The 19,334-nt window shown below is 71.5% G+C and carries 16 protein-coding genes and 2 tRNA genes; 14 read left to right on the top strand and 4 right to left on the bottom strand.

What is annotated here, in order from left to right:
* Positions 1–53: 53 nt before the first annotated feature.
* From ACFU9P_RS16750 to ACFU9P_RS16720, 7 genes are all read left to right on the top strand, one after another.
* A complete protein-coding gene (locus ACFU9P_RS16750) occupies positions 54–263 on the top strand; it encodes a hypothetical protein (protein WP_384081907.1) in 210 nt (69 codons plus the stop codon).
* A 117-nt stretch (positions 264–380) separates the two neighbouring features.
* On the top strand, positions 381–539 hold the full coding sequence (locus tag ACFU9P_RS16745; RefSeq protein WP_376386047.1) for a hypothetical protein: 159 nt from the start codon (positions 381–383) through the stop codon (positions 537–539).
* Between the two features lie 38 nt (positions 540–577).
* A complete protein-coding gene (gene nadD / locus ACFU9P_RS16740) occupies positions 578–1,243 on the top strand; it encodes a nicotinate-nucleotide adenylyltransferase (RefSeq protein ID WP_384081167.1) in 666 nt (221 codons plus the stop codon).
* Positions 1,244–1,270: 27 nt separating this feature from the next.
* Positions 1,271–3,103, top strand: a complete 1,833-nt coding sequence (locus ACFU9P_RS16735) for an LCP family protein (protein WP_384081164.1) — start codon at positions 1,271–1,273, stop codon at positions 3,101–3,103.
* A gap of 207 nt (positions 3,104–3,310) precedes the next feature.
* A complete protein-coding gene (gene rsfS / locus ACFU9P_RS16730; RefSeq protein WP_046498626.1) occupies positions 3,311–3,769 on the top strand; it encodes a ribosome silencing factor in 459 nt (152 codons plus the stop codon).
* Positions 3,766–4,419, top strand: a complete 654-nt coding sequence (locus ACFU9P_RS16725) for a histidine phosphatase family protein (RefSeq protein WP_376386082.1) — start codon at positions 3,766–3,768, stop codon at positions 4,417–4,419. Before rsfS ends, ACFU9P_RS16725 begins: the two co-directional genes overlap by 4 nt.
* Before the next feature lie 105 nt (positions 4,420–4,524).
* Positions 4,525–4,597, top strand: a tRNA-Ala gene (locus ACFU9P_RS16720).
* A 149-nt stretch (positions 4,598–4,746) separates the two neighbouring features.
* Here the strand turns inward: ACFU9P_RS16720 and ACFU9P_RS16715 are convergent.
* Positions 4,747–5,685, bottom strand: coding sequence for a helix-turn-helix transcriptional regulator (locus tag ACFU9P_RS16715; RefSeq protein WP_384081161.1), 939 nt, complete (start codon positions 5,683–5,685; stop codon positions 4,747–4,749).
* A gap of 102 nt (positions 5,686–5,787) precedes the next feature.
* Here ACFU9P_RS16715 and ACFU9P_RS16710 point away from each other — a divergent pair, with 102 nt between their 5' ends.
* Both ACFU9P_RS16710 and ACFU9P_RS16705 read left to right on the top strand, forming a co-directional pair.
* Positions 5,788–7,278 carry an MFS transporter gene (locus ACFU9P_RS16710; protein WP_384081158.1) on the top strand — a complete coding sequence of 497 codons (1,491 nt, stop codon included), beginning with the start codon at positions 5,788–5,790 and terminating at the stop codon, positions 7,276–7,278.
* Positions 7,279–7,604: 326 nt separating this feature from the next.
* A complete protein-coding gene (locus ACFU9P_RS16705) occupies positions 7,605–7,838 on the top strand; it encodes a hypothetical protein (protein WP_030352343.1) in 234 nt (77 codons plus the stop codon).
* Here ACFU9P_RS16705 and ACFU9P_RS16700 read toward each other — a convergent pair.
* Positions 7,817–9,250 carry a glycosyltransferase 87 family protein gene (locus ACFU9P_RS16700; protein WP_384081155.1) on the bottom strand — a complete coding sequence of 478 codons (1,434 nt, stop codon included), beginning with the start codon at positions 9,248–9,250 and terminating at the stop codon, positions 7,817–7,819. The genes ACFU9P_RS16705 and ACFU9P_RS16700 overlap by 22 nt on opposite strands.
* 127 nt (positions 9,251–9,377) lie before the next feature.
* Here ACFU9P_RS16700 and ACFU9P_RS16695 point away from each other — a divergent pair.
* A tRNA-Ala gene (locus tag ACFU9P_RS16695) sits at positions 9,378–9,450 on the top strand.
* A 142-nt stretch (positions 9,451–9,592) separates the two neighbouring features.
* Here ACFU9P_RS16695 and ACFU9P_RS16690 read toward each other — a convergent pair.
* A complete protein-coding gene (locus ACFU9P_RS16690) occupies positions 9,593–11,185 on the bottom strand; it encodes a ferredoxin (RefSeq protein ID WP_376386056.1) in 1,593 nt (530 codons plus the stop codon).
* Complete coding sequence (locus tag ACFU9P_RS16685; protein ID WP_384081834.1) at positions 11,182–12,744, bottom strand: hypothetical protein; 1,563 nt, start codon at positions 12,742–12,744, stop codon at positions 11,182–11,184. The genes ACFU9P_RS16690 and ACFU9P_RS16685 overlap by 4 nt, the downstream gene beginning before the upstream one ends.
* Positions 12,745–13,378: 634 nt before the next feature.
* Here ACFU9P_RS16685 and leuS point away from each other — a divergent pair.
* The 4 genes from leuS to ACFU9P_RS16665 all read left to right on the top strand — a co-directional run bounded on the left by leuS (position 13,379) and on the right by ACFU9P_RS16665 (position 19,328).
* Positions 13,379–16,255, top strand: coding sequence for a leucine--tRNA ligase (leuS, locus tag ACFU9P_RS16680; protein ID WP_384081152.1), 2,877 nt, complete (start codon positions 13,379–13,381; stop codon positions 16,253–16,255).
* 158 nt (positions 16,256–16,413) lie between these two features.
* Positions 16,414–17,229 (top strand): hypothetical protein, encoded by an 816-nt coding sequence (locus tag ACFU9P_RS16675; RefSeq protein ID WP_384081149.1) that lies wholly within the window; start codon positions 16,414–16,416, stop codon positions 17,227–17,229.
* A gap of 87 nt (positions 17,230–17,316) precedes the next feature.
* Positions 17,317–18,162: a DegV family protein gene (locus ACFU9P_RS16670; RefSeq protein WP_376386064.1), complete on the top strand. Its 846-nt coding sequence runs from the start codon at positions 17,317–17,319 to the stop codon at positions 18,160–18,162.
* A gap of 191 nt (positions 18,163–18,353) precedes the next feature.
* A complete protein-coding gene (locus ACFU9P_RS16665; protein ID WP_376386066.1) occupies positions 18,354–19,328 on the top strand; it encodes a helix-hairpin-helix domain-containing protein in 975 nt (324 codons plus the stop codon).
* Positions 19,329–19,334: the final 6 nt, after the last annotated feature.

Below are 19,334 nucleotides of genomic sequence, written 5' to 3'. Positions count from 1 at the left end.
CGCCGGCCGGAACGACCGGGGCGTGCCACCGACCACCGAGGAGCGCAACCGCCATGCCGGACACCGCCACACTGCTCGCCGCCACCCGTCTCGCCGCGGCCACCGACGGGCAGGGACCCGGCGACACCCTGCGGATCGTGCTCGCCGTCTCGATGGTGGGAGCCGTCTTCTTCGCGTGGTTCCTGCTGCGCGGATACCGCGACGACGGGTCCGGGAACGGTCCTGAGGAGCCCGGAAAGGGCCCTGAGAACCAGACCGACTGAGTCGGCGGAACCGCAACGACTGAGTCGGCGTGAGCGTGCCCGCGGGCCCCGCATACGATGTGCGCGAAGTCTCCGCTACGACACGATGTCCGACACGATGGATAGGGCCTGCTGAAGATGAGCCTCAACGGCACCGCCGCCAACCTGGTCATGCTCGCCGAGGGCGCCGAGGGCGGTAACCACGAAAGCCTCAGCCCGTACCTCATCGGCGGCGGGGCGCTGTTCGGGCTGCTTCTGCTGCTGTGGATCACCACCCGGTTCAACCGCGACCGCTGACCCCGGCCCGTAACCCGGTGCAAGTAGGCTCTGCACGCATGGGAGAGCAGCAAGCGTCCGCCGGCACCGGAACCGGCCACGTGACCGGACCCGGAGCCGGCTCCGGCGTGGGCCGGGCCAGGCGCCGGCTGGGTGTGATGGGCGGGACCTTCGACCCGATCCACCATGGACACCTGGTGGCGGCCAGTGAGGTGGCGGCGCTGTTCCATCTCGACGAGGTGGTGTTCGTGCCGACCGGGCAGCCGTGGCAGAAGACCCAGCGCGCGGTGTCCCCGGCCGAGGACCGCTATCTGATGACGGTCATCGCCACGGCGTCCAACCCGCAGTTCTCGGTCAGCCGCAGCGACATCGACCGCGGCGGCCCGACCTATACGATCGACACGCTGCGGGACCTGCGGTCCCTTCACGGTGACGCGGATCTCTTCTTCATCACCGGGGCCGACGCGCTCTCCCAGATCCTGAGCTGGCGGAATCACGAAGAGCTGTTCTCGCTCGCCCACTTCATCGGTGTCACGCGGCCGGGGCACGATCTGTCGGCCGACGGGCTGCCGAAGGGCGGGGTGTCCCTGGTGGAGATCCCGGCGCTGGCGATCTCGTCGACCGACTGCCGGGAGAGAGTCGCGAAGGGCGATCCTGTCTGGTACCTGGTGCCCGACGGTGTGGTGCGCTACATCGACAAACGGCAGTTGTACCGCGGCGCTTGAGCGACTGAGCCACGGAGAGGGGCACCGGTGAACGACCAGCAGCAGCCGTACGATCCGTACGACCCGTATTACACGCAGCCCCAGCTCGTCGGGTACGACGAGTACGGGCAGCCGGTGTACCAGCAGCCGCAGCAGCCCCAACAGCAGCAGCCTCAACAGCAGCAGGGGTACGGGTACGACCCGTACGCCCAGCAGCAGCCGCAGCAGTCCCAGCACCCCCAACAGCCGCCGTCCCAGGGGCAGTACGACCCGTACGCCCAGCAGCATCAGCAGCCCCAGCAGCAACAGGGGTACGACGGGTACGGGTACGGCTACGACACCGGGCAGCAGCAGGCGTACGAGACGGGCCGGCAGCCCCCCGTGGCGGTCGACACCACGCAGCAGTGGAGCATCCCGCACCAGCAGCAGGCCCCGCAGGCCGGGCATCAGCAGGCCGGGCAGGCCGGGGATGTCACGCACCAACAGCCTTCCGCGGGCGGGACGGTGGAGGAGCCGGGCGCCGCCGGGCCGGCCGCCGGGCAGCCGTCCGTACCCGGGCAGCGGCGCTCCGGCGCGCGGGAGCACGACGGGTCCCAGGACGGCGAGGGCGGGCAGGACCGCGACTACCGGACCGAGCAGTTCTCCTTCATCGAGGAGCCGGACGAGGACTCCCAAGACGTCATCGACTGGCTCAAGTTCACCGAGAGCCGCTCCGAGCGGCGCGAGGAGGCCCGGCGCCGCGGCCGTAACCGGGTGGTGGCGCTGATCGTCGTCCTCGCGCTGGCGCTCGTCGGGGGCGTCGGCTACCTCTGGTACGCGGGCAAGCTGCCCGGGCTGTCCGCGGCGGAGGAGAAGAAGGCCACCGCCACCGGACCGCAGAAGCGCGATGTGATCGTGGTGCATCTGCACAACACCAAGCAGAAGGGCACCTCCACGGCCCTGCTGGTCAACAACTCCACGACCGGCCGGGGTACGACCGTACTGCTGCCCAACTCCCTCGCGGTCGCCAATGACGACGGCACCTCCACCACGCTCGGCAAGTCCGTGGACGAGGACGGCTCGGACGGCACCCGCGAGGCCATCGGGACCCTGCTCGGCACCAAGATCACCGGTACGTGGCGGCTGGACACCCCGTATCTGGACAATCTCGTCGAGCTGGTCGGCACGATCGATCTGACCACCGACACCGAGGTGCCCGGCGCGAAGAAGACCGACCCGCCGGTGGTGAAGAAGGGCGCGGACCAGACGCTCAACGGGCGGATGGCCGTCGCGTACGCCACCTACCGCGGGCCTGGCGAGCCGGAGACGAAGCAGCTCCAGCGGTTTGGGCAGGTGCTCCAGGGCGTGCTGCGGAAGCTGTCGGACGATCCGCAGGCCGCGACGATCACCGTCGAGACGCTGGCGCAGATCCTCGACCCCTCGCTGCCCGAGAAGGACCTCGGCGCCTCGCTCGCCAAGCTCGCCGAGCACGCCAAGGTGGGCGACTACACGACGACGGTCCTGCCCGTGGAGACGGACGGCACGCTCAGCGACGAAGCCGCGAACGGTGTGGTCAAGGACATCCTGGGCGGCTCGGTCAGCGCGCCGGAGAAGGGCACCGCGGTACGGGTCGGGGTGAAGAACGCGAGCGGGAACGAGGACGCGGCGGAGTCCGCCCGGATCGCCCTGGTCAATGGCGGCTATGGCTTCGTGGACGCCGGGAACGGTTCCGCGCTGACGTCCTCGCAGGTCAGCTATGGCGACGAGGCGAACAAGCCGCAGGCGGTGGAGGTCGCCAAGACGCTGGGCCTCCCGACGAGCGCGGTGAAGAAGGGCACCCCCGCCCCGAACGCCGATGTCTCGGTGGTGCTGGGCGAGGACTACAAGGTGAGCATCGAGTAGCGGCCGAGTGCCGTGACCGGGACCCCTGACGCCCGCGGCGGGTCCCGGTCCACAGCGGTTCCGTCGCGGGTCCCGGCCGGGGTCTCGGCGCGGGCCCTCCGGGGCCTTGGAGAGGGGCCTCGGTGCGGGCGCCGTTTATGGCTGTGCCGGGGAGCGGTGGGGCGTGAGATCCTGGATGTCGCCCCAACCGTCGACGAAAGCCTGCTTGTGACCGCTACTGATCGTTCCATCCAGCTTGTGAACGCCGCCGCACAGGCGGCCGCCGACCGGCTCGCGCACGACATCATCGCGTACGACGTCAGCGATGTGCTGTCGATCACCGATGCCTTTGTCCTCGCCTCCGCGCCCAACGACCGCCAGGTCAAGTCGATCGTCGACGAGATCGAGGAGCGGCTCCAGAAGGAGCTGGGCGCCAAGCCGGTGCGCCGCGAGGGAGACCGCGACGCCCGCTGGATCCTTCTCGACTATGTCGACATCGTCGTGCATGTGCAGCACAGCGAGGAGCGTGTCTTCTACGCCCTGGAGCGGCTGTGGAAGGACTGCCCCGAGCTGGACCTGCCCGAGGACGCCGTCAAGACCCGGGGCAAGGCCGCCGAGCACGCCGGAGTCGCGGGCGCGGCCGGAGCCGCCGGGTCCGGTGGCACGACGGACGGTGAGCTGCGCTGAACGGCGGCAGGAGCGGCCGTGGCCGCCGCGTCATCCTGTGGCGGCACGGCCAGACGTCCTGGAATCTGGAGCGCCGCTTCCAGGGCTCGACCGATATCGAACTGAGCCCCACGGGCAGTGCCCAGGCCCGCCGGGCGGCCCGGCTGCTGGCCTCGCTGAAGCCCGACGCGATCATCGCGTCCGACCTCAGACGGGCCACCGCCACCGCCGCCGAGCTGGCCGTGCTCACCCGGCTGGACGTCTCGTACGACTCGGCCCTGCGCGAGACCTACGCGGGCGCCTGGCAGGGGCTGACCCATGAGGAGATCGTCGAGCGGTTCGGCGAGCAGTACGCGGCCTGGAAGCGCGGCGAGCCGGTACGGCGCGGCGGCGGTGAACTGGAGACCGAGGTCGCCGACCGGGCCGCGCCCGTGGTGCTCCACCACGCCGAGAAGCTGCCCGACGACGGCACGCTCGTCGTGGTCAGCCACGGCGGCACCATCCGCACCACGATCGGCCGGCTGCTGGGTCTGGAGGCGCACCATTGGGAAGGGCTCGGCGGGCTCTCCAACTGCTGCTGGTCGGTCCTCGGCGAGGGCGCGCGCGGTTGGCGGCTGCTGGAGCACAACGCGGGAACCCTCCCCGAACCGGTGCTCGGCGACGACGACTGAGACGACGGCCGGGCAGCTACTGCCGGCGGTCCGCCGGATTTCACTTTCCGGCAGGTCGCAGGCTAAGGTTCTTCTTGTTCACGGCGCGGAGCGCGAAGAACGCACGGGGCTATAGCTCAGTTGGTAGAGCGCCTGCATGGCATGCAGGAGGTCAGGAGTTCAATTCTCCTTAGCTCCACAGGATCGAGGGCGGAGTGTGCTCGCGGAAAGCGCGAGCCTCTCCGCCCTTCGTCGTTCCCGCGAGGGGCTTCGCCGAGCCTCGCCACTCGTACTCCCGGCCCTTGTCTCCTGGCCCTTGTGTCTCCCCTCGCCCTTGGCCCTGAGCGTCTAAGCGTCCGCACCGGGTTCCCTGGCCCGCAGTGCGGCTATCCGGCGACCGCTCTCCTCGTCCACCGGTGTGTAGACGACGATCCGGCATTCCGGCATTCCGTTGACCGACAGCGACACCGTGGTCATCCGTATCTCCCCGGTCTCCTCGTGCCGGAAGGTCTTCACCCGGGGCCCCGGCGGGGTCACATCCCCGCTCTCCCACAGTTCGGCGAAGCGCGCACTGGCCGCCGAGAGCCGCCGTACGAACGACTCCCAGCCGGGCTCGCCCACATGCCGGCCGTACGCACCGCGCAGCGTCGCCACCATCACCGGCAGCTCCGCCTCCGGATAGACCAGCGGACAGCGGTGCTCGGCGACGGTGAACAGGGTCCACAGCGCGTTCGGCAGTCCGTACTCCGTCTCCGGAAACGGTGCGAAGTCGAAGAGGCCGCGGTAGGCGGCGTTGCTGGCCAGGATGTCGTACCGCGCGTTGTACGCCACTGCCGGGCGGGGATCGAGCGCGTCGAGGATGCCCTCTATCTCCGGTCCGACCCCCTCCGCGTCGGCCTGCGGATCCGGTTCGTGCGGCACTTCCGCGAGGTGGTAGAGGTGCTCGCGCTCGGTCCGGTCGAGCCGGAGCGTACGGGCCACCGCGTCCAGCACCTGTGCCGAGGCGTTGATCGGGCGCCCCTGCTCCAGCCACGTGTACCAGGTCACCCCGACCCCGGAGAGCTGGGCGACCTCCTCCCGGCGCAGCCCGGGTGTACGGCGGCGGAGCCCCGGTGGCATCCCGACATCGGCAGGGGTCACCCTGGCCCGGCGCCCGCGCAGAAACGCCGCCAGCTCCGCTCTGCGGCGCCTGCCCGCCGCGGCCCGGACACCCCGTGCCCCCGCTGTGTCCGCCCCGCCCGTCGCGGGCGCGGTGTCTGCCGCATGCCGTACTGCCATCGTCGTCACGCCCCCATCGTCGATCCGTGAACCCACCTCTGCCAGGTGCTGCCGGTACCAGCATCGGCGGGCTCTCGTTACCCGTACCCGACCGCGCCCAGGCTCGGTCCCATGACGACGACCTCACCCGAGAACTCTCGGCACACCCACGGATCCAGTAAAGACCACGGCACTGACAACGCCCCCGGCGCGAGCGCGGGCGGCGGTCCGGCGGCCGGTGCGGGAAGACGGCCCGGGCTGCTCGCCGTGGTGCTCGCGGCCCAGTTCATGGCGCTGCTCGACGTGTTCATCGTCAATGTGGCGGCCCCGACGATCCGCACCGAACTCGACGCGTCCGGCGCCGCGCTCCAGCTCGTCATCGCCGGCTACACCATCGCCTACGCCGTCCTGCTGATCACCGGTGCCCGGCTCGGCGATCTGCTGGGCCACCGCCGGATGTATCTGGGCGGGCTCGCGGTGTTCACCGCCGCCTCGCTCGCCTGCGGACTGGCCGCGGGCACCGGCCAGTTGATCGCCTTCCGGCTGGTCCAGGGCGCGGGCGCGGCGCTGATGATCCCGCAGGTGCTCAGCCTGATCCAGCGCAACTTCACCGGTGAGCGGCGGGTACGGGCGCTCGGCGCCTACTCGGCCGTCCTCGCCACCGGCGCGGCGGCGGGGCAGGTCGTCGGCGGTGTCCTGGTCAGCGCCGACCTGTTCGGCGCGAGCTGGCGGCCGGTCTTCCTCGTGAACGTACCGATCGGACTGGCGCTGCTGGCGCTCGGCGCCCGGGTGCTGCCCCAGGACCGCCGCGACGAGCCGGAGCGCACCCGCGGTCTCGATCTGCCCGGTCTGGTGCTGCTGGCCGCGGCCGTCTCGCTCCTCACCGTTCCACTGGTCCTCGGCCAGGAGGAGGACTGGCCGGTCTGGTCCTGGGCCTCCATGGCCGCCGCCGTGGTCCTCTTCGGCTGCTTCCTGGCCTTCGAGTCCCGGCTCGCCCGGCGCGGGGGCGCTCCGCTGGTCGCGCCCAGGGTCCTCCGAATCCCCGGGATGGGACTCGCGGCCGTACGGATCCTGCTGGTGATGGCCGTCAACGCGGGTTTCCTTTTCACCCTCACCCTCTATGTGCAGGGCGGGCTCGGCTACAGCGCCCTGCGCGCGGGACTCACCTTCGTACCCATGGCCGTGGTCTTCGGTCTTGTCGGGCTGACCTGGCGCAACTGGCACCCGGGTCTGCGGCGCGCGCTCGTCCCCGGCGGGTTCGCGCTGACCGCCCTCTCGGCCGTCGCCGTCGGCTGGGTGATGCGCGACATCGGCGACGGGGGACCCGCGATGTACGCCGCCTATGTGGGGGTCGGCGCGGGTCTGGCGCTCGGCTTCAGCCCCACCCTGACCGGCGCGCTGGCGACCGTACGCCCCGAGGACGCGGCTGACGCGAGCGGGCTCCTCGCGACGGTCACCCAGCTCGGCCAGCTCATAGGAGTGGCGACCTTCGGGACGCTCTTCCTGAACCGGCTGGAGGCGGGCCCCGCCGCTCCGGCCGACGCGCTCTGGGTGTGCGCGCTCGCGCTGGCGGGAGCGGCGGTCCTTGGCGCACTCGCCGGGTTGGTCAAGAAGGCCTCCTGAAGGCCCCTCAAATGGACCTCTTAAAGAAGGTGAGCCAACCCGTTACCCGGCGCCGTCCGGTATAAGCCCTTACCGGGCGGCTTTTTCCGGCTGACCACCTGGCCCGATCGTGGCAGAATCGGACGACCGAGGGGACTGGGCCGGAGGGGAGAGCCGTATTGTCCGCCAGCAGCATCGAGGAGCCCGATGACCTGCTTCCCGCGGCGGAGGTGCCCGTCGGCCTTCTCTGCCCCTCGTGCGGTTCGTCCCATGTGGCTCAAGTGCTCGGCGACAATGGCGGGGTTTCCTACGTGTGTACGGCCTGCGGCCACATCTGGAGCTGACTGATGGGTGCCCACAGGCGTAAATGCGACTGGTGCGGCAGTGGCACGCCGATCGTCCGGGACATGGATCCGCTCAATCCGGAGTACCAGTACTGGTGCGAGGAGTGCGCGCGGGCGCTGATCATAAAAGGCGACCCCATCGAGACCTACCGGGAGCTGGAGGGGGAGCCGATCTACGGCCGCCTCCTGGACGAGCACTGCACGCTCAAGCGGTTCTACTCGTTCGCCACGGCCTGACCGTACCCACGCGCCCTGACCGTCTCCCCGAGCAGCCATCCGATCAGGGCCAGGGCTGTCAGCGGGTAGAGCGCGGACAGCGCCATCTCGGTGGCGCCCTGGGCCAGTTCGGGGGCACCGGAGCCATGGGGCACCCACCACAGGGCGTACGAACAGAACACCAGCCAGACCGCTGTCGCCCGGCCTGTTGCCCCACGCGCCGTCGCCCCGCGCCCAGTCGCCCCGCGCCCAGTCGCCCCGCGCCCAGTCGCCCCGCGCGCCGCGAGGAACAGCACCACCGGTACGCACCACACCCAGTGGTGCGACCAGGAGACCGGGCTGATCAGCAGCGCCGTCGCCGCACAGGCGGCCACCGCCCCGGCGCGCTCCCCGCGCAGCGCCGCCGCGACCGCCGCCGTGAGCCCCGCCCCGGTGACCAGGACGGCCACCAGCGGCCACCAGAGCCCCGGATCGGAGGTGTGCAGGAGCCGGGCCAGGACCCCGCGCAGCGACTGGTTGGCGGTGTCCTCCGCCCGGCCCGCGCGGGCCGCCTCGAAGAGGATTCCGGTCCAGTAGCGGCGCGAGTCCCCGGGGAGCAGGGCGGCGGCCAGAAGGGTCGTTCCGGCGAAGACCGCGCCCGCCGTCGCGGCCTGGCGGAGCCAGGGGTTCCAGCCCGCCCTGCGGGCCCGTACCAGCCCGGTGAGCAGCAGCAGGACGGCGAAGAGCGCGGGGGTGAGCTTGACGGCGGCGGCGAAACCGATGCCCGCACCGGCCCAGCGGTGTCCCTGTCCCGGGGCTCCCGGCGCTGCCTGGTCTCCCGTGGCTCCCTTGCCTCTCGGGTCCCGCAGGTCCCGCAGGTCCCTCGGGGCCCTCGGACAGAGGTCCCACAGCACCGCCACCGCCAGCAGGAGATTGATCTGCCCGTAGCGCAGGGTCGTCCACACCGGCTCGCACCAGACCGCGAACGCGGCCACCCAGAGCGTCGCCGCCCACGGCACGGCCGCTTTTTGGGTCCCTGCTTCTTTTTGGGTCCCTTCTTTAGGAGGCGGCGTTTTTCCCTGGAGAACGAGCCGCAGGGACAGCCGTACGAAGACGACGAGGAGCAGCAGATTCCCGGCGGTCGCGAGCGTCCGCAGCACCGGTACGGACGGCAGGGTGAGCGGGGTGAACAGCAGCGCGGCGAACGGCGGGTAGGTCGTGGGGAGCCGGGCCGCGGTGGCGCGCATCGCGTACAGATCCCGGCCCTCCAGCACCGTACGGCCCTCGGCCCGGTAGACCAGCAGATCGATCATCGAGACCGCCGCGGCCCGCTGCGCGATCCAGAACGCCGCGAAGGATGCCAGGCAGACGGCGCCGGCGATCAGCAGGGAGCGGTGCGGGGCCGCGCTCCGGCCGCTGTTCCTGACGAACCGCACGAGTACGGGAACGGTCACGAAGGGCGACAGTACCGGCCCGATCTTCCCCAACCGGACAGAACGGAAACGATTTGGTGGTGGGCGGGAAGGACCGTGTAATGTTGGCGATGCCGCCGACCGGAGACCCGGAAAGCGGTGTTCACCAGGGGCTATAGCTCAGTTGGTAGAGCGCCTGCATGGCATGCAGGAGGTCAGGAGTTCAATTCTCCTTAGCTCCACAGAAAGCAGCACAGAAGCGGGCCGTCCGATCCGGGCGGCCCACTTCTGTGTGTACGAATGTGGCGGGACGTACGAATATGGCGTGAGCAGGACCGGGGCGGGACGGGCAGGACCCCGAGAAGGTCCCGCCCGTCCTCGTGCTCAACTCCGGCCGGGGCCCAGGGCCTTGCGGCCCCCGCCGGGCGGCAGCGCCGCGCGTGCGGGCCGGGGCCGCTCGGGCGCCGGCTGTTCGATACGGAGCGCCAGTTCGGGGCAGCGGCGCACGGCGCGCTGGGCCCGCCCCCGCAGATGCATCGGGACCGACGCGTCCGCGAGCGCCGGATAACCGTCGGGGCCGAGCCTGATCAGCTCCGGGACGATGTCCGCGCAGAGCCCGTGGCCCTGGCAGAGCGTCCAGTCCACAGCGAGCTTCTCACCGCTCGGGATCGACTCCTCCGCGTCCTGGTAGCCGGGCCCGGGCAGCGGCAGCACACCCGTCGTCTCGCGTCCGCAGCCGCCGTCCAGCACATGCGCGGCGAGGTCGTCGGTGAACGCCGACAGGGTCGAGGCGAAGAAGCGCGCGGAGCCGTCGGGGTGCTTGCAGGCGCCCCGGCCCTTGACCGCCTGGGTCACCGCGCGCAGCGCTTCCAGCGCGGCGGGACCGCCGCCGTTGATGACGTCGGAGAGGCCGCCCGCGGCGGCGGGCAGCCCGAGCTTGCAGGGGCCGCACTGGCCCGCCGTCTCGGCCGCGAGCCAGTTGGCGACCCGGAGCGCCTCGCCCAGCGGACAGGTCTCGGGGCCGATCGGCAGGATCGCTCCCGCGCCCAGCGCGCCGCCGAAGGACGCGAGGGACTCCTTGGAGACGACGGCCTCATGCGCGGCCACCGAGTCGATCCAGTTGCCGTGGTAGCCACCGGTCAGCACGCCCTGAGGCAGCGGCGGGGCGCCGGCCATCTGGAGGACGTACCGCAGCGGCACCCCCGTCGGCACCTCGACGACCATCGGGCGCGCGACCGCCCCGGAGATCGTGAGCATGACCGTGCCCGGCTCGGTGTCCAGCCCGGTGTGGCCGTAACGGCGGGCGCCGATCCGGGCGCCGATGGCGAGCTGGGCGAAGGTCTCCGCATTGGACAGCAGCGTCGGCAGACCGGCGACACCCGACTCGGCGGCGCGCTCGCGGCGGCCCGGCGGCAGCGCGGGACCGCCGCCGATGGCGCGGATCACGGCCGACGCCTCGCCCGAGACCATGCGCTCCGGCGTACGCACCACCCGCGCGCGCAACTGCTGGCCGCGCCGGTCCGAAAGGCCGCGTTCGGCGAGCGCCGCGCGGATCGAGACCTCGGTGGAGTTGCGGGTGACCGCGACGATCAGCGTGCGGGCGCCCAGCGCCTCGGCTGCCAGCAGCGCGCCGTCGAGTATCAGGTGCGGGGCGCGGTTGATCAGCACCGTGTCCTTGCGGCAGGCGGGCTCGCCCTCACTGCCGTTGATCACGACGACGGGCCGTACGCCCCGGCGGATCGCGGCCGTCGCCACCGCGCGCAGCTTCTTGGCGAAGGGGAATCCGGCGCCGCCGCGGCCGGTCAGTGACATGTTCTCGGCGAGCTGGGCCAGCCGCTCCCCGGTCACCGGTTCCAGCGGGCCGTGCACCTTGAGATGCATGGGGAGGTCGAGCCGCTCGACCAGGTCGAAGCCCTGGGTGAGCTGGGGGAGGCCGACGACGCGGACCTCGGGGACATCGGGGAGAGGGGTGTTCACGGTCGGTCTCCTGCGGGTGCGTGCCAGGGTTCCCCGGCCGGGGGCGGATAGAGCGGACCGGTGGAGGCCGCGGAGTCGGACGAGGGCGGCGGCGGGGAGACCGTGCCATCGGGGGCGGGGGTGCCGTACGCGGGGACGGAACCGGTGTCGTACGGCGGGAGCGGGCCCGCGCCGTACGCCGGGATGGAGCCCGTGTCGTACGTGGGGAGCGCACCGGTGTCGTACGGGGACGGGGCGTCAGGTCCGTAGACGGGGGTGGCGCCCGGGGTGGCGCCCGTGTCGTAAGAGGGCGTGCCCGGGGGGTACGAGGGGTTCGCGCCGGTGTCGTACGGAGAGGCCCCGCCCGGGCCGTACGAGGGGACCTCGCCCGTGTCGTACGGGGTGGACGCGGGCGGCGCGAAGGCCTGCGCGGGCGGCGGCGGGGAGGGCGCGGGCCAGGATCCGGGCCTGCTCTGGGGGTCTTCGACGATGGGCAGTTCCTCGGTCATGGGAATGCGCTCGGCGAGGGGTATCTCGCCGGTGGGTATGCGGGCCGTGGCCTCACCGCCCAGGGAGACCGCGCGATAGCCGGCCGAGATACCCGTACCGGTACCGGAATCCGCCGACGGGCCGCCGGCCGCGAAGGGATCCGGGGACGTGGCCGCGAACGGGTCCGGGGAGGGTGAGGGCGCCGGGGGCGCGAACGGCTCGGCCATGGACCGCGTCGCCTCGTACAGCGGCGGGGCCGGGGCCGCGAGCCGCGGTGGCGTACGGGGCCGGCCCAGCGCCGGGCCCAGTGGCTGCGACGGGAGGGCGGACTCGCGGGCGTCCCGCTGCCGGTAGTCGCGCTGCTGCGGGATGCCGGCTGCGCCGGGGAGCGGGTCCGACGCGAGATCGCGGCGGGTCTGCTCGGGCTCCGGCGCCTCGCGGACACCCCCGGTCAGTACCAGGATCCGGTCGGCGATACGGCGCTTGACCGGCTGGGGCAGCAGCCGCAGCGACACGGCGCCGGCGACCGCGAGGAGGGCCAGGCAGTACATCGTGACGACCCAGGTCGCGGCGGGACGGCCGGTGTACAGGCCGTGCACCAGGGCGAAGCACCAGGCCGGATAGGCCACCATGTGCATCGCGCGCCAGCGGCCCGCGAACCTGCCGGGCACGGCGAACGCGCTGCGCATCGCGCCGGTCGTGGCGGCCACGACCATCAGCAGCCCGGCCAGCGAACCGAAGCCGATGAGCCCGTTCGTACCGCTGAAACCGAGGCCGAACGGCACCAGCGCGCCGAGCAGCGCCACATGTCCGAGGGCGACCTTGACGGTGATGTGCAGCAGCAGAAAGCCCAGCGAGGCGACCGCTGTCGCCCGGTGGACGCCCTGGGCCAGCAGCCGGTGGCGCGGCGAGAGCAGCAGCCGGTCGGTGGCCATCAGGCCCCAGGCGACGGCCGCGGTCAGGGACAGCAGCGACAGCACGCCGGTGGTGAAATCGAGTGCGGCACGGAAGGCGTCGCCTCCCGCGACGGCGAGCAGGGGTACCAGTACCAGCGCGGCGACCGTGAGTCCGCCCTGTACCTGACGGCTCATGCCCGGATCGAGGGCGGGCGACGAGCTGAACTTGCGTTGACGGTTCATGAGGGGGCAACTCCGAATGGCTCGGGAAAGCGGTCCCGTTGCCGCATGCTAAGTGGAGCCATACCAGGCAGTACCCGGTTTGCAGGTTTAACCAGGGGAAGGTGAGTTACCCGACTCCGGAAGGCCGGAGAGTTGCCCCGGAACCGGGTGATACGCGGGGTAACGGATTCCGGACGCAACCATTCCGCGACCGTCTCGCGTCCCTCCTGTGGCCCTCCCGTACTCCTGCCGCGTCCGTCCCGTGCTTCTCCCGTGTCCCAGGCGCATCTTTCGTGCGCTTTCGGTGTGCTTTTTCTGTGTCCCTGGCGCGTTTGTTCTGTGCCCGTCTTCTGGGTCCGTGTCCGCCCCCTGTAAGGTCCGTGCGGGCTGTCAGGGCCCTGCGGTACCCTGACGCCATGCGAGCCGTGCGCCTTCTGCTTAGCGGGCCGCGCTGATCAGTCCCGACGGATGAGAAATCCGGTCGGAATCGGCGCGGCGTCCCCTCCTGTGCGAGGGGTTTTTTCGTTCACGGACCGGCACGGCGTTCGCCGGGTGCCGGAGCAGAGCCGAACCGCCGGCAGAGACGATCGATGGAGCTTCAGAGGACATGAGCGAGACGAATCCCGCTGCCGCCGAGCCGGCAGCGCCGCACCGCTACACGGCCGCGATGGCCGCCGGCATCGAGGCGCGCTGGCAGGACTTCTGGGACGCCGAGGGGACGTACGAGGCACCGAACCCCTCGGGCGAGCTGGCCGGTGACCCGGAGCTGGTCGCCAGGCCCAAGAAGTTCATCATGGACATGTTCCCCTACCCGTCCGGCACCGGTCTGCACGTCGGGCATCCGCTGGGCTATATCGCCACCGATGTGTTCGCCCGTCACCAGCGCATGACCGGCCACAACGTCCTGCACACACTGGGATTCGACGCGTTCGGCCTGCCCGCCGAGCAGCACGCGGTCGCCACCGGCACGCACCCCCGGGTCTCCACCGAGGCCGCCATGGACAATATGAAGTCCCAGCTCCGCCGGCTGGGCCTGGGGCACGACAAGCGCCGGTCCGTGGCCACGATCGACCCGGACTACTACAAGTGGACCCAGTGGATCTTCGTACAGATCTTCAACTCCTGGTACGACAAGGACGCCGGCCGGGCCCGTCCCATCGACACCCTGGTCGCGCAGTTCGAGAGCGGGGAGCGCGCCACTCCTGACGGGCGCCCCTGGGGCGCGCTGAGCGCCCCCGAACGCGCCGACGTCCTGGGCGAGTACCGGCTGGCGTACGCCTCCGACGCGCCCGTCAACTGGTGTCCTGGACTGGGCACCGTCCTGGCCAACGAGGAAGTCACCGCGGACGGCCGCTCCGAGCGCGGGAACTTCCCGGTCTTCAAGGCGAAGCTGCGCCAGTGGAACATGCGCATCACCGCGTACGCCGACCGGCTGCTGGACGATCTGGACGCCCTGGACTGGCCCGAGGCCATCAAGCTCCAGCAGCGCAACTGGATCGGCAGGAGCGAGGGCGCGCGCGTCGACTTCCCCGTCGGCGACGCCGGCGCGATCACCGTTTTCACGACCCGTCAGGACACCCTGTTCGGCGCCACCTACATGGTGCTGGCGCCCGAGCACGACCTGGTCGAGAAGATCGTCCCGGCCGTCTGGCCCGAGGGCACGCACGAGGTGTGGACGGGCGGTCACGCGACCCCCGCCGACGCCGTCGGCGCGTACCGCAAGCAGGCCGCGTCCAAGTCCGACGTCGAGCGGCAGGCCGAGGCCAAGGACAAGACCGGTGTGTTCACCGGCGCGTACGCCACCAACCCGGTCAGCGGCGAGCCCGTACCCGTGTTCATCGCCGACTATGTGCTGATGGGGTACGGAACGGGCGCGATCATGGCCGTACCGGCGCACGACAGCCGGGACTTCGCGTTCGCGCGCGCCTTCGAGCTCCCGATGCGCTGTGTGGTGGAGCCGTCCGACGGGCGCTCCACCGACCCGGCGGAGTGGGACGACGCGTTCGCCTCGTACGACGCGCACATCGTCAACTCGGCGGGTACGGACATCTCGCTGGACGGCCTGAGCGTGACCGAGGCCAAGGCGAAGATCACCGAGTGGCTGGCCGAGCGCGGTATCGGCGAGGGCACGGTCAACTTCCGGCTGCGCGACTGGCTGTTCAGCCGCCAGCGCTACTGGGGCGAGCCCTTCCCGATCGTGTACGACGAGGACGGCACCGCGCACGCGCTGCCCGAGTCGATGCTGCCGCTGGAACTGCCCGAGGTCGACGACTACTCGCCACGTACGTTCGACCCGGACGACGCGGACACCCAGCCCGAGACACCGCTGTCACGGAACGCGGAGTGGGTGAATGTCGAACTGGACCTGGGCCGAGGCGAGGGCGTCAGGCACTACCGCCGCGAGACCAACACCATGCCGAACTGGGCCGGTTCGTGCTGGTACGAGCTGCGCTATCTGGACCCGCACAACAGCGAGAAGCTGGTCGACCCGGACATCGAGCGGTACTGGATGGGTCCCCGCGAGGGGCAGCCGCACGGCGGCGTCGACCTGTATGTGGGCGGCGCCGAACACGCCGTACTGCACCTGCTGTACGCGCGCTTCTGGTCCAAGGTGCTGTACGACCTGGGGCACATCTCCTCGGTCGAGCCGTTCCACAAGCTGTACAACCAGGGCATGATCCAGGCCTTCGTGTACCGGGACAGCCGCGGTATCGCGGTGCCCGCGGCCGAGGTCGAGGAGCGGGACGGCGGGTACTGGTACCAGGGCGAGAAGGTCAGCCGGGTCCTGGGCAAGATGGGCAAGTCCCTGAAGAACGCGGTCACTCCGGACGAGATCTTCGCCGAGTTCGGAGCGGACACTCTGCGGCTGTACGAGATGGCCATGGGGCCGCTGGATGTCTCGCGGCCCTGGGACACGCGCGCGGTGGTCGGGCAGTACCGGCTGCTCCAGCGGCTGTGGCGCAATGTGGTCGACGAGACGACCGGCGAGGTCACCGTCGTGGACACCGAGCCCGACGAGGAGACGCTGCGCGCGCTGCACAAGGCGATCGACGGTGTCACCCAGGACATGACCGGGCTGCGGTTCAACACCGCCATCGCCAAGATCACCGAGCTGAACAACCAGCTCACCAAGGCGGGCGGTCCGGTGCCACGCTCGGTCGCCGAGCGGCTGGTGCTGCTGGTGGCGCCGCTGGCCCCGCATGTCGCCGAGGAACTGTGGCACCGGCTGGGCCACTCCGACTCGGTCGTGTACCAGGACTTCCCGGTCGCGGACCCGGCGTATGTGGTGGACGAGGCCGTGACCTGCGTGGTGCAGATCAAGGGCAAGGTCAAGGCGCGGCTGGAGGTCTCCCCGTCGATCTCGGACGAGGAGCTGGAGGCGCTGGCGCTGGGTGACGAGGCGGTGGTCGCGGCGCTGGGCGGCGCGGGCATCCGCAAGGTGATCGTACGGGCGCCGAAGCTGGTGAACATCGTTCCGGCGTGAGGCACCGATCTTGCTGGCGTGAGGCATCAGGGGTGTCCCCTACGGGCAGGTCAAGGGTTCTCGACAGGAACCCTTAACCTGCCTGTTCCGTTTACCGTGGAGGGAGTGGGAACGGACGGAGCGGGACCTACGACGGGACCGACGACGAAGGGGCGCTCATGGAGGTCGCAATCTTGATCCTGGCGCTGCTCTTCGTCGCCTTCGTATCGCTCGGGGTGTATGTGAGCGTCAAGGCGGTGGGCGCCGCCAAGCGCCGCGTCGACCGTACGATCTCGCAGGCGCGCCGCACGGTCGAGGAGACCACGCTACGGGCGAGAAGCATCGGGCAGACGGGTGTGGCCGGTGAGCTGGCCCAGCTCAGGGTGAAGCTGCGCACGTCGATACGGGCGACGCACGAGGCGCTCCAGGCGGGCGTCGCGGAGGACGCCTCGCTGTCGGAGTCGGTCGCGCTCTTCCAGCGGCTGAGCGCGCACGCCCGGGAGCTGGACGACGAACTGCGCCAGCTCGAACGGGACCCGGACCGGGCGAGGGTGGCCGAGCGGCTGCCCGAGCTGCGTGAGCGCCTGGAGCGGATCACGCATTCGGCGGACTCGCTGCGCTGGGCGGCGCGGGACAGGGCGCGGAAGTTCGCGGAGGACGATCTTGCGTCGCTGAGCGAACAGATCGACATGGAGTCGGGCGCGCTGCGGCACTGGTCGACGGCTGACCCGGGTCCCGGTCCGGGTCCTGATTCGGTGGCTGACCCGGCGTCGGGCGCGGGGGGTGCTGGGGCTGTGGGTTCTGCCGGGTCCGGTGGGCCGCAGGCGGGGGCTCAGCCGGGTGCCGGGGTGCCTGCCCCGGAGTCCGCTCCGGCTCCGCCGGTGCAGGAGCCGACGCAGGCCATAGAGCCGCCGAAGCCGGCCGATCCAGGGCAGCGGTTTGTGTACCCCTGGCAGAAGCGGACCGGACAGGCCAGGCCCGAGGCCACGAACTGACCGGACTGGATCGGGGGCCGGTCGGAATTGATCATTGAGCCGGGCCCGGGCTGCCGACCGGGGGCGACGACGGGTAACCTCCCGCTCATGTCCCGCCATGTCGCTATCGTCACCGATTCCACGGCCTACTTGCCGCCACAGACGATGGAGCGGCACGGCATCACCGCGGTGCCGCTGACCGTGGTGCTCGGTGACCGCGCCCTGGAGGAGGGCACCGAGATCTCGGCGCGCTCGGTGGCCCTGGCGCTCCAGAAACGGCGGTCCGTCACCACCTCGCGGCCCAGCCCCGATGTCTTCGCGGCGGCCTATCGTGCGGCGGCGGAGGCCGGGGCGACCGGGATCGTTTCCCTCCATCTTTCGGCCGAGTTCTCCGGGACGTACGACGCCGCCGTGCTCGCGGCGAAGGAGGCGCCCGTGCCGGTCAGGGTGGTGGACACCGGGATGGTGGCGATGGCCCTCGGGTTCTGCGCGCTGGCCGCCGCCGAGGCCGCGGAGGGCGACGGCACGCTGGACGAGGCGGTGGCCGCGGCCGAGAAGCGGGCCGCGGGCACCTCGGCGTACTTCTATGTCGACACGCTCGACTATCTGCGCCGGGGAGGCCGGATCGGCGCCGCCCAGGCGCTGTTGGGCTCGGCACTCGCGGTAAAGCCGCTGCTGCAACTGGACGGCGGGCGGATCGAACTGCTGGAGAAGGTACGGACGGCCTCGAAGGCGATCGCGCGGCTGGAGGAGATCGTCGCGGAGCGGGCGGGCACGAGCCGGGTGGACATCGCCGTACACCATCTCGCCGCGCCGGAACGCGCCATGACGCTCGCCGAGCGGCTGCGCGAGCGGGTGCCGGGGCTGGTGGATCTGCATGTGAGCGAGGTGGGCGCGGTGATCGGAGCGCACACAGGACCGGGGCTGCTGGGAGCGGTGATCTCCCCGCGCTGAGGGCGGGACGGGCGTGGGCCGGGGTTCTGGGCGTCGGCCCGGGGGGCGGGGGTTTTGGCCGGGCTCCGGCCGGGGTGTTGTGCGGGTGCTGGTCGCTCGTACGGGTGAGTGGGTTTTCCACAATCCGCTTGTTGTCCACGGAAATGCGGCCCGCTCAGCGGGGCCGGACGGATGTGCCTACCGTCTGTGGCATGACTCTCCGAACACGCTCTGTAACCAGTGGCCCGGGTCGTGCCCCGGGCTCCGATCTCCGCGCCCGTCATGGCCGGGCCCGGGTCCGAACCCGTGCGGCTCCGCCGCATGCCGGGCGCGTGGACGGTACGGCCCCGCCCCCGCCGGATCCGCGCCGCCGCGCGGACGCTCTTTTCGCCCGTGTGCGGGTGCCGGTGGTGACGGCGGTCGATCCGCCGGCATTTCCCGGAGGCGGAGGTGGTGGGGACGACGGCGGGGCAGGCCAGGGGGCACGCGGGCGGGCGCGGGTAGGGCCCGCGCTGCGGGAGCGGCTGCCGCTGTGGATCCAGCTCAGATGCGGCCTCGAACCCAGGACGCTGGCCGCGCTCGCGGTGGTCCTGGTGGTGGCCGCGATCCTCGCCGCTCAGCATTTCTGGACCGGGCGTCCCCAGTCCGTCGAGGTGCCGGAGGCGGTCGGCGCGGGGGCCGCGGTACCACGGATGCCACCCCGTTCGTCACCCTCGGTGGAGCGCGGCCGGGTCGTCGTCGATGTCGGGGGCAAGGTACGGAAGCCGGGGGTGCTGCGGCTGCCGACCGGCTCGCGGGTCGCCGACGCGCTGCGCGCGGCCGGGGGCGTGAAGCCCGGCGCGGACATCACCGGGCTCAACCGGGCGCGGGTGCTGATGGACGGCGAACAGGTCGTGGTGGGCGGCCCGGCCCCACCGGGCGCGGGCCTCACGGGAGTTGGCACCGCCGCCGGTCCTGGCACCGGTATGGGCGGCGGCCCCGCGGCGGGGCCCGCCACGCCGGTGAGTCTCAACTCCGCCACGGTGGAGCAGCTCGACACCCTTCCCGGCGTGGGACCCGTACTCGCCAGGCACATCATCGACTACCGCACCGAGCACGGCGGATTCCGGTCCATCGAGGAACTCCGCGAGGTCAATGGCATCGGCGCGCGCAGGTTCGCGGACCTCCAGCCGCTCGTACGGCCATGACGCGCC

The sequence above is a fragment of the Streptomyces sp. NPDC057617 genome (assembly GCF_042800555.1).
In the GTDB taxonomy this organism is placed as follows: Bacteria; Actinomycetota; Actinomycetes; order Streptomycetales; family Streptomycetaceae; genus Streptomyces.
The sequence above is the reverse complement of the archived record's forward strand: the minus strand, read 5'-3'. Positions and strand labels throughout refer to the sequence as shown.

Coding starts and splice junctions, on each gene's coding strand:
- ACFU9P_RS16710 (WP_384081158.1), top strand. CDS start 5,788: ATGACGACGACCTCACCCGAGAACTCTCGGCACACCCACGGATCCAGT.
- ACFU9P_RS16705 (WP_030352343.1), top strand. CDS start 7,605: ATGGGTGCCCACAGGCGTAAATGCGACTGGTGCGGCAGTGGCACGCCG.
- ACFU9P_RS16750 (WP_384081907.1), top strand. CDS start 54: ATGCCGGACACCGCCACACTGCTCGCCGCCACCCGTCTCGCCGCGGCC.
- ACFU9P_RS16675 (WP_384081149.1), top strand. CDS start 16,414: ATGGAGGTCGCAATCTTGATCCTGGCGCTGCTCTTCGTCGCCTTCGTA.
- ACFU9P_RS16745 (WP_376386047.1), top strand. CDS start 381: ATGAGCCTCAACGGCACCGCCGCCAACCTGGTCATGCTCGCCGAGGGC.
- leuS (WP_384081152.1), top strand. CDS start 13,379: ATGAGCGAGACGAATCCCGCTGCCGCCGAGCCGGCAGCGCCGCACCGC.
- ACFU9P_RS16670 (WP_376386064.1), top strand. CDS start 17,317: ATGTCCCGCCATGTCGCTATCGTCACCGATTCCACGGCCTACTTGCCG.
- ACFU9P_RS16665 (WP_376386066.1), top strand. CDS start 18,354: ATGACTCTCCGAACACGCTCTGTAACCAGTGGCCCGGGTCGTGCCCCG.
- ACFU9P_RS16685 (WP_384081834.1), bottom strand. CDS start 12,744: ATGAGCCGTCAGGTACAGGGCGGACTCACGGTCGCCGCGCTGGTACTG.
- nadD (WP_384081167.1), top strand. CDS start 578: ATGGGAGAGCAGCAAGCGTCCGCCGGCACCGGAACCGGCCACGTGACC.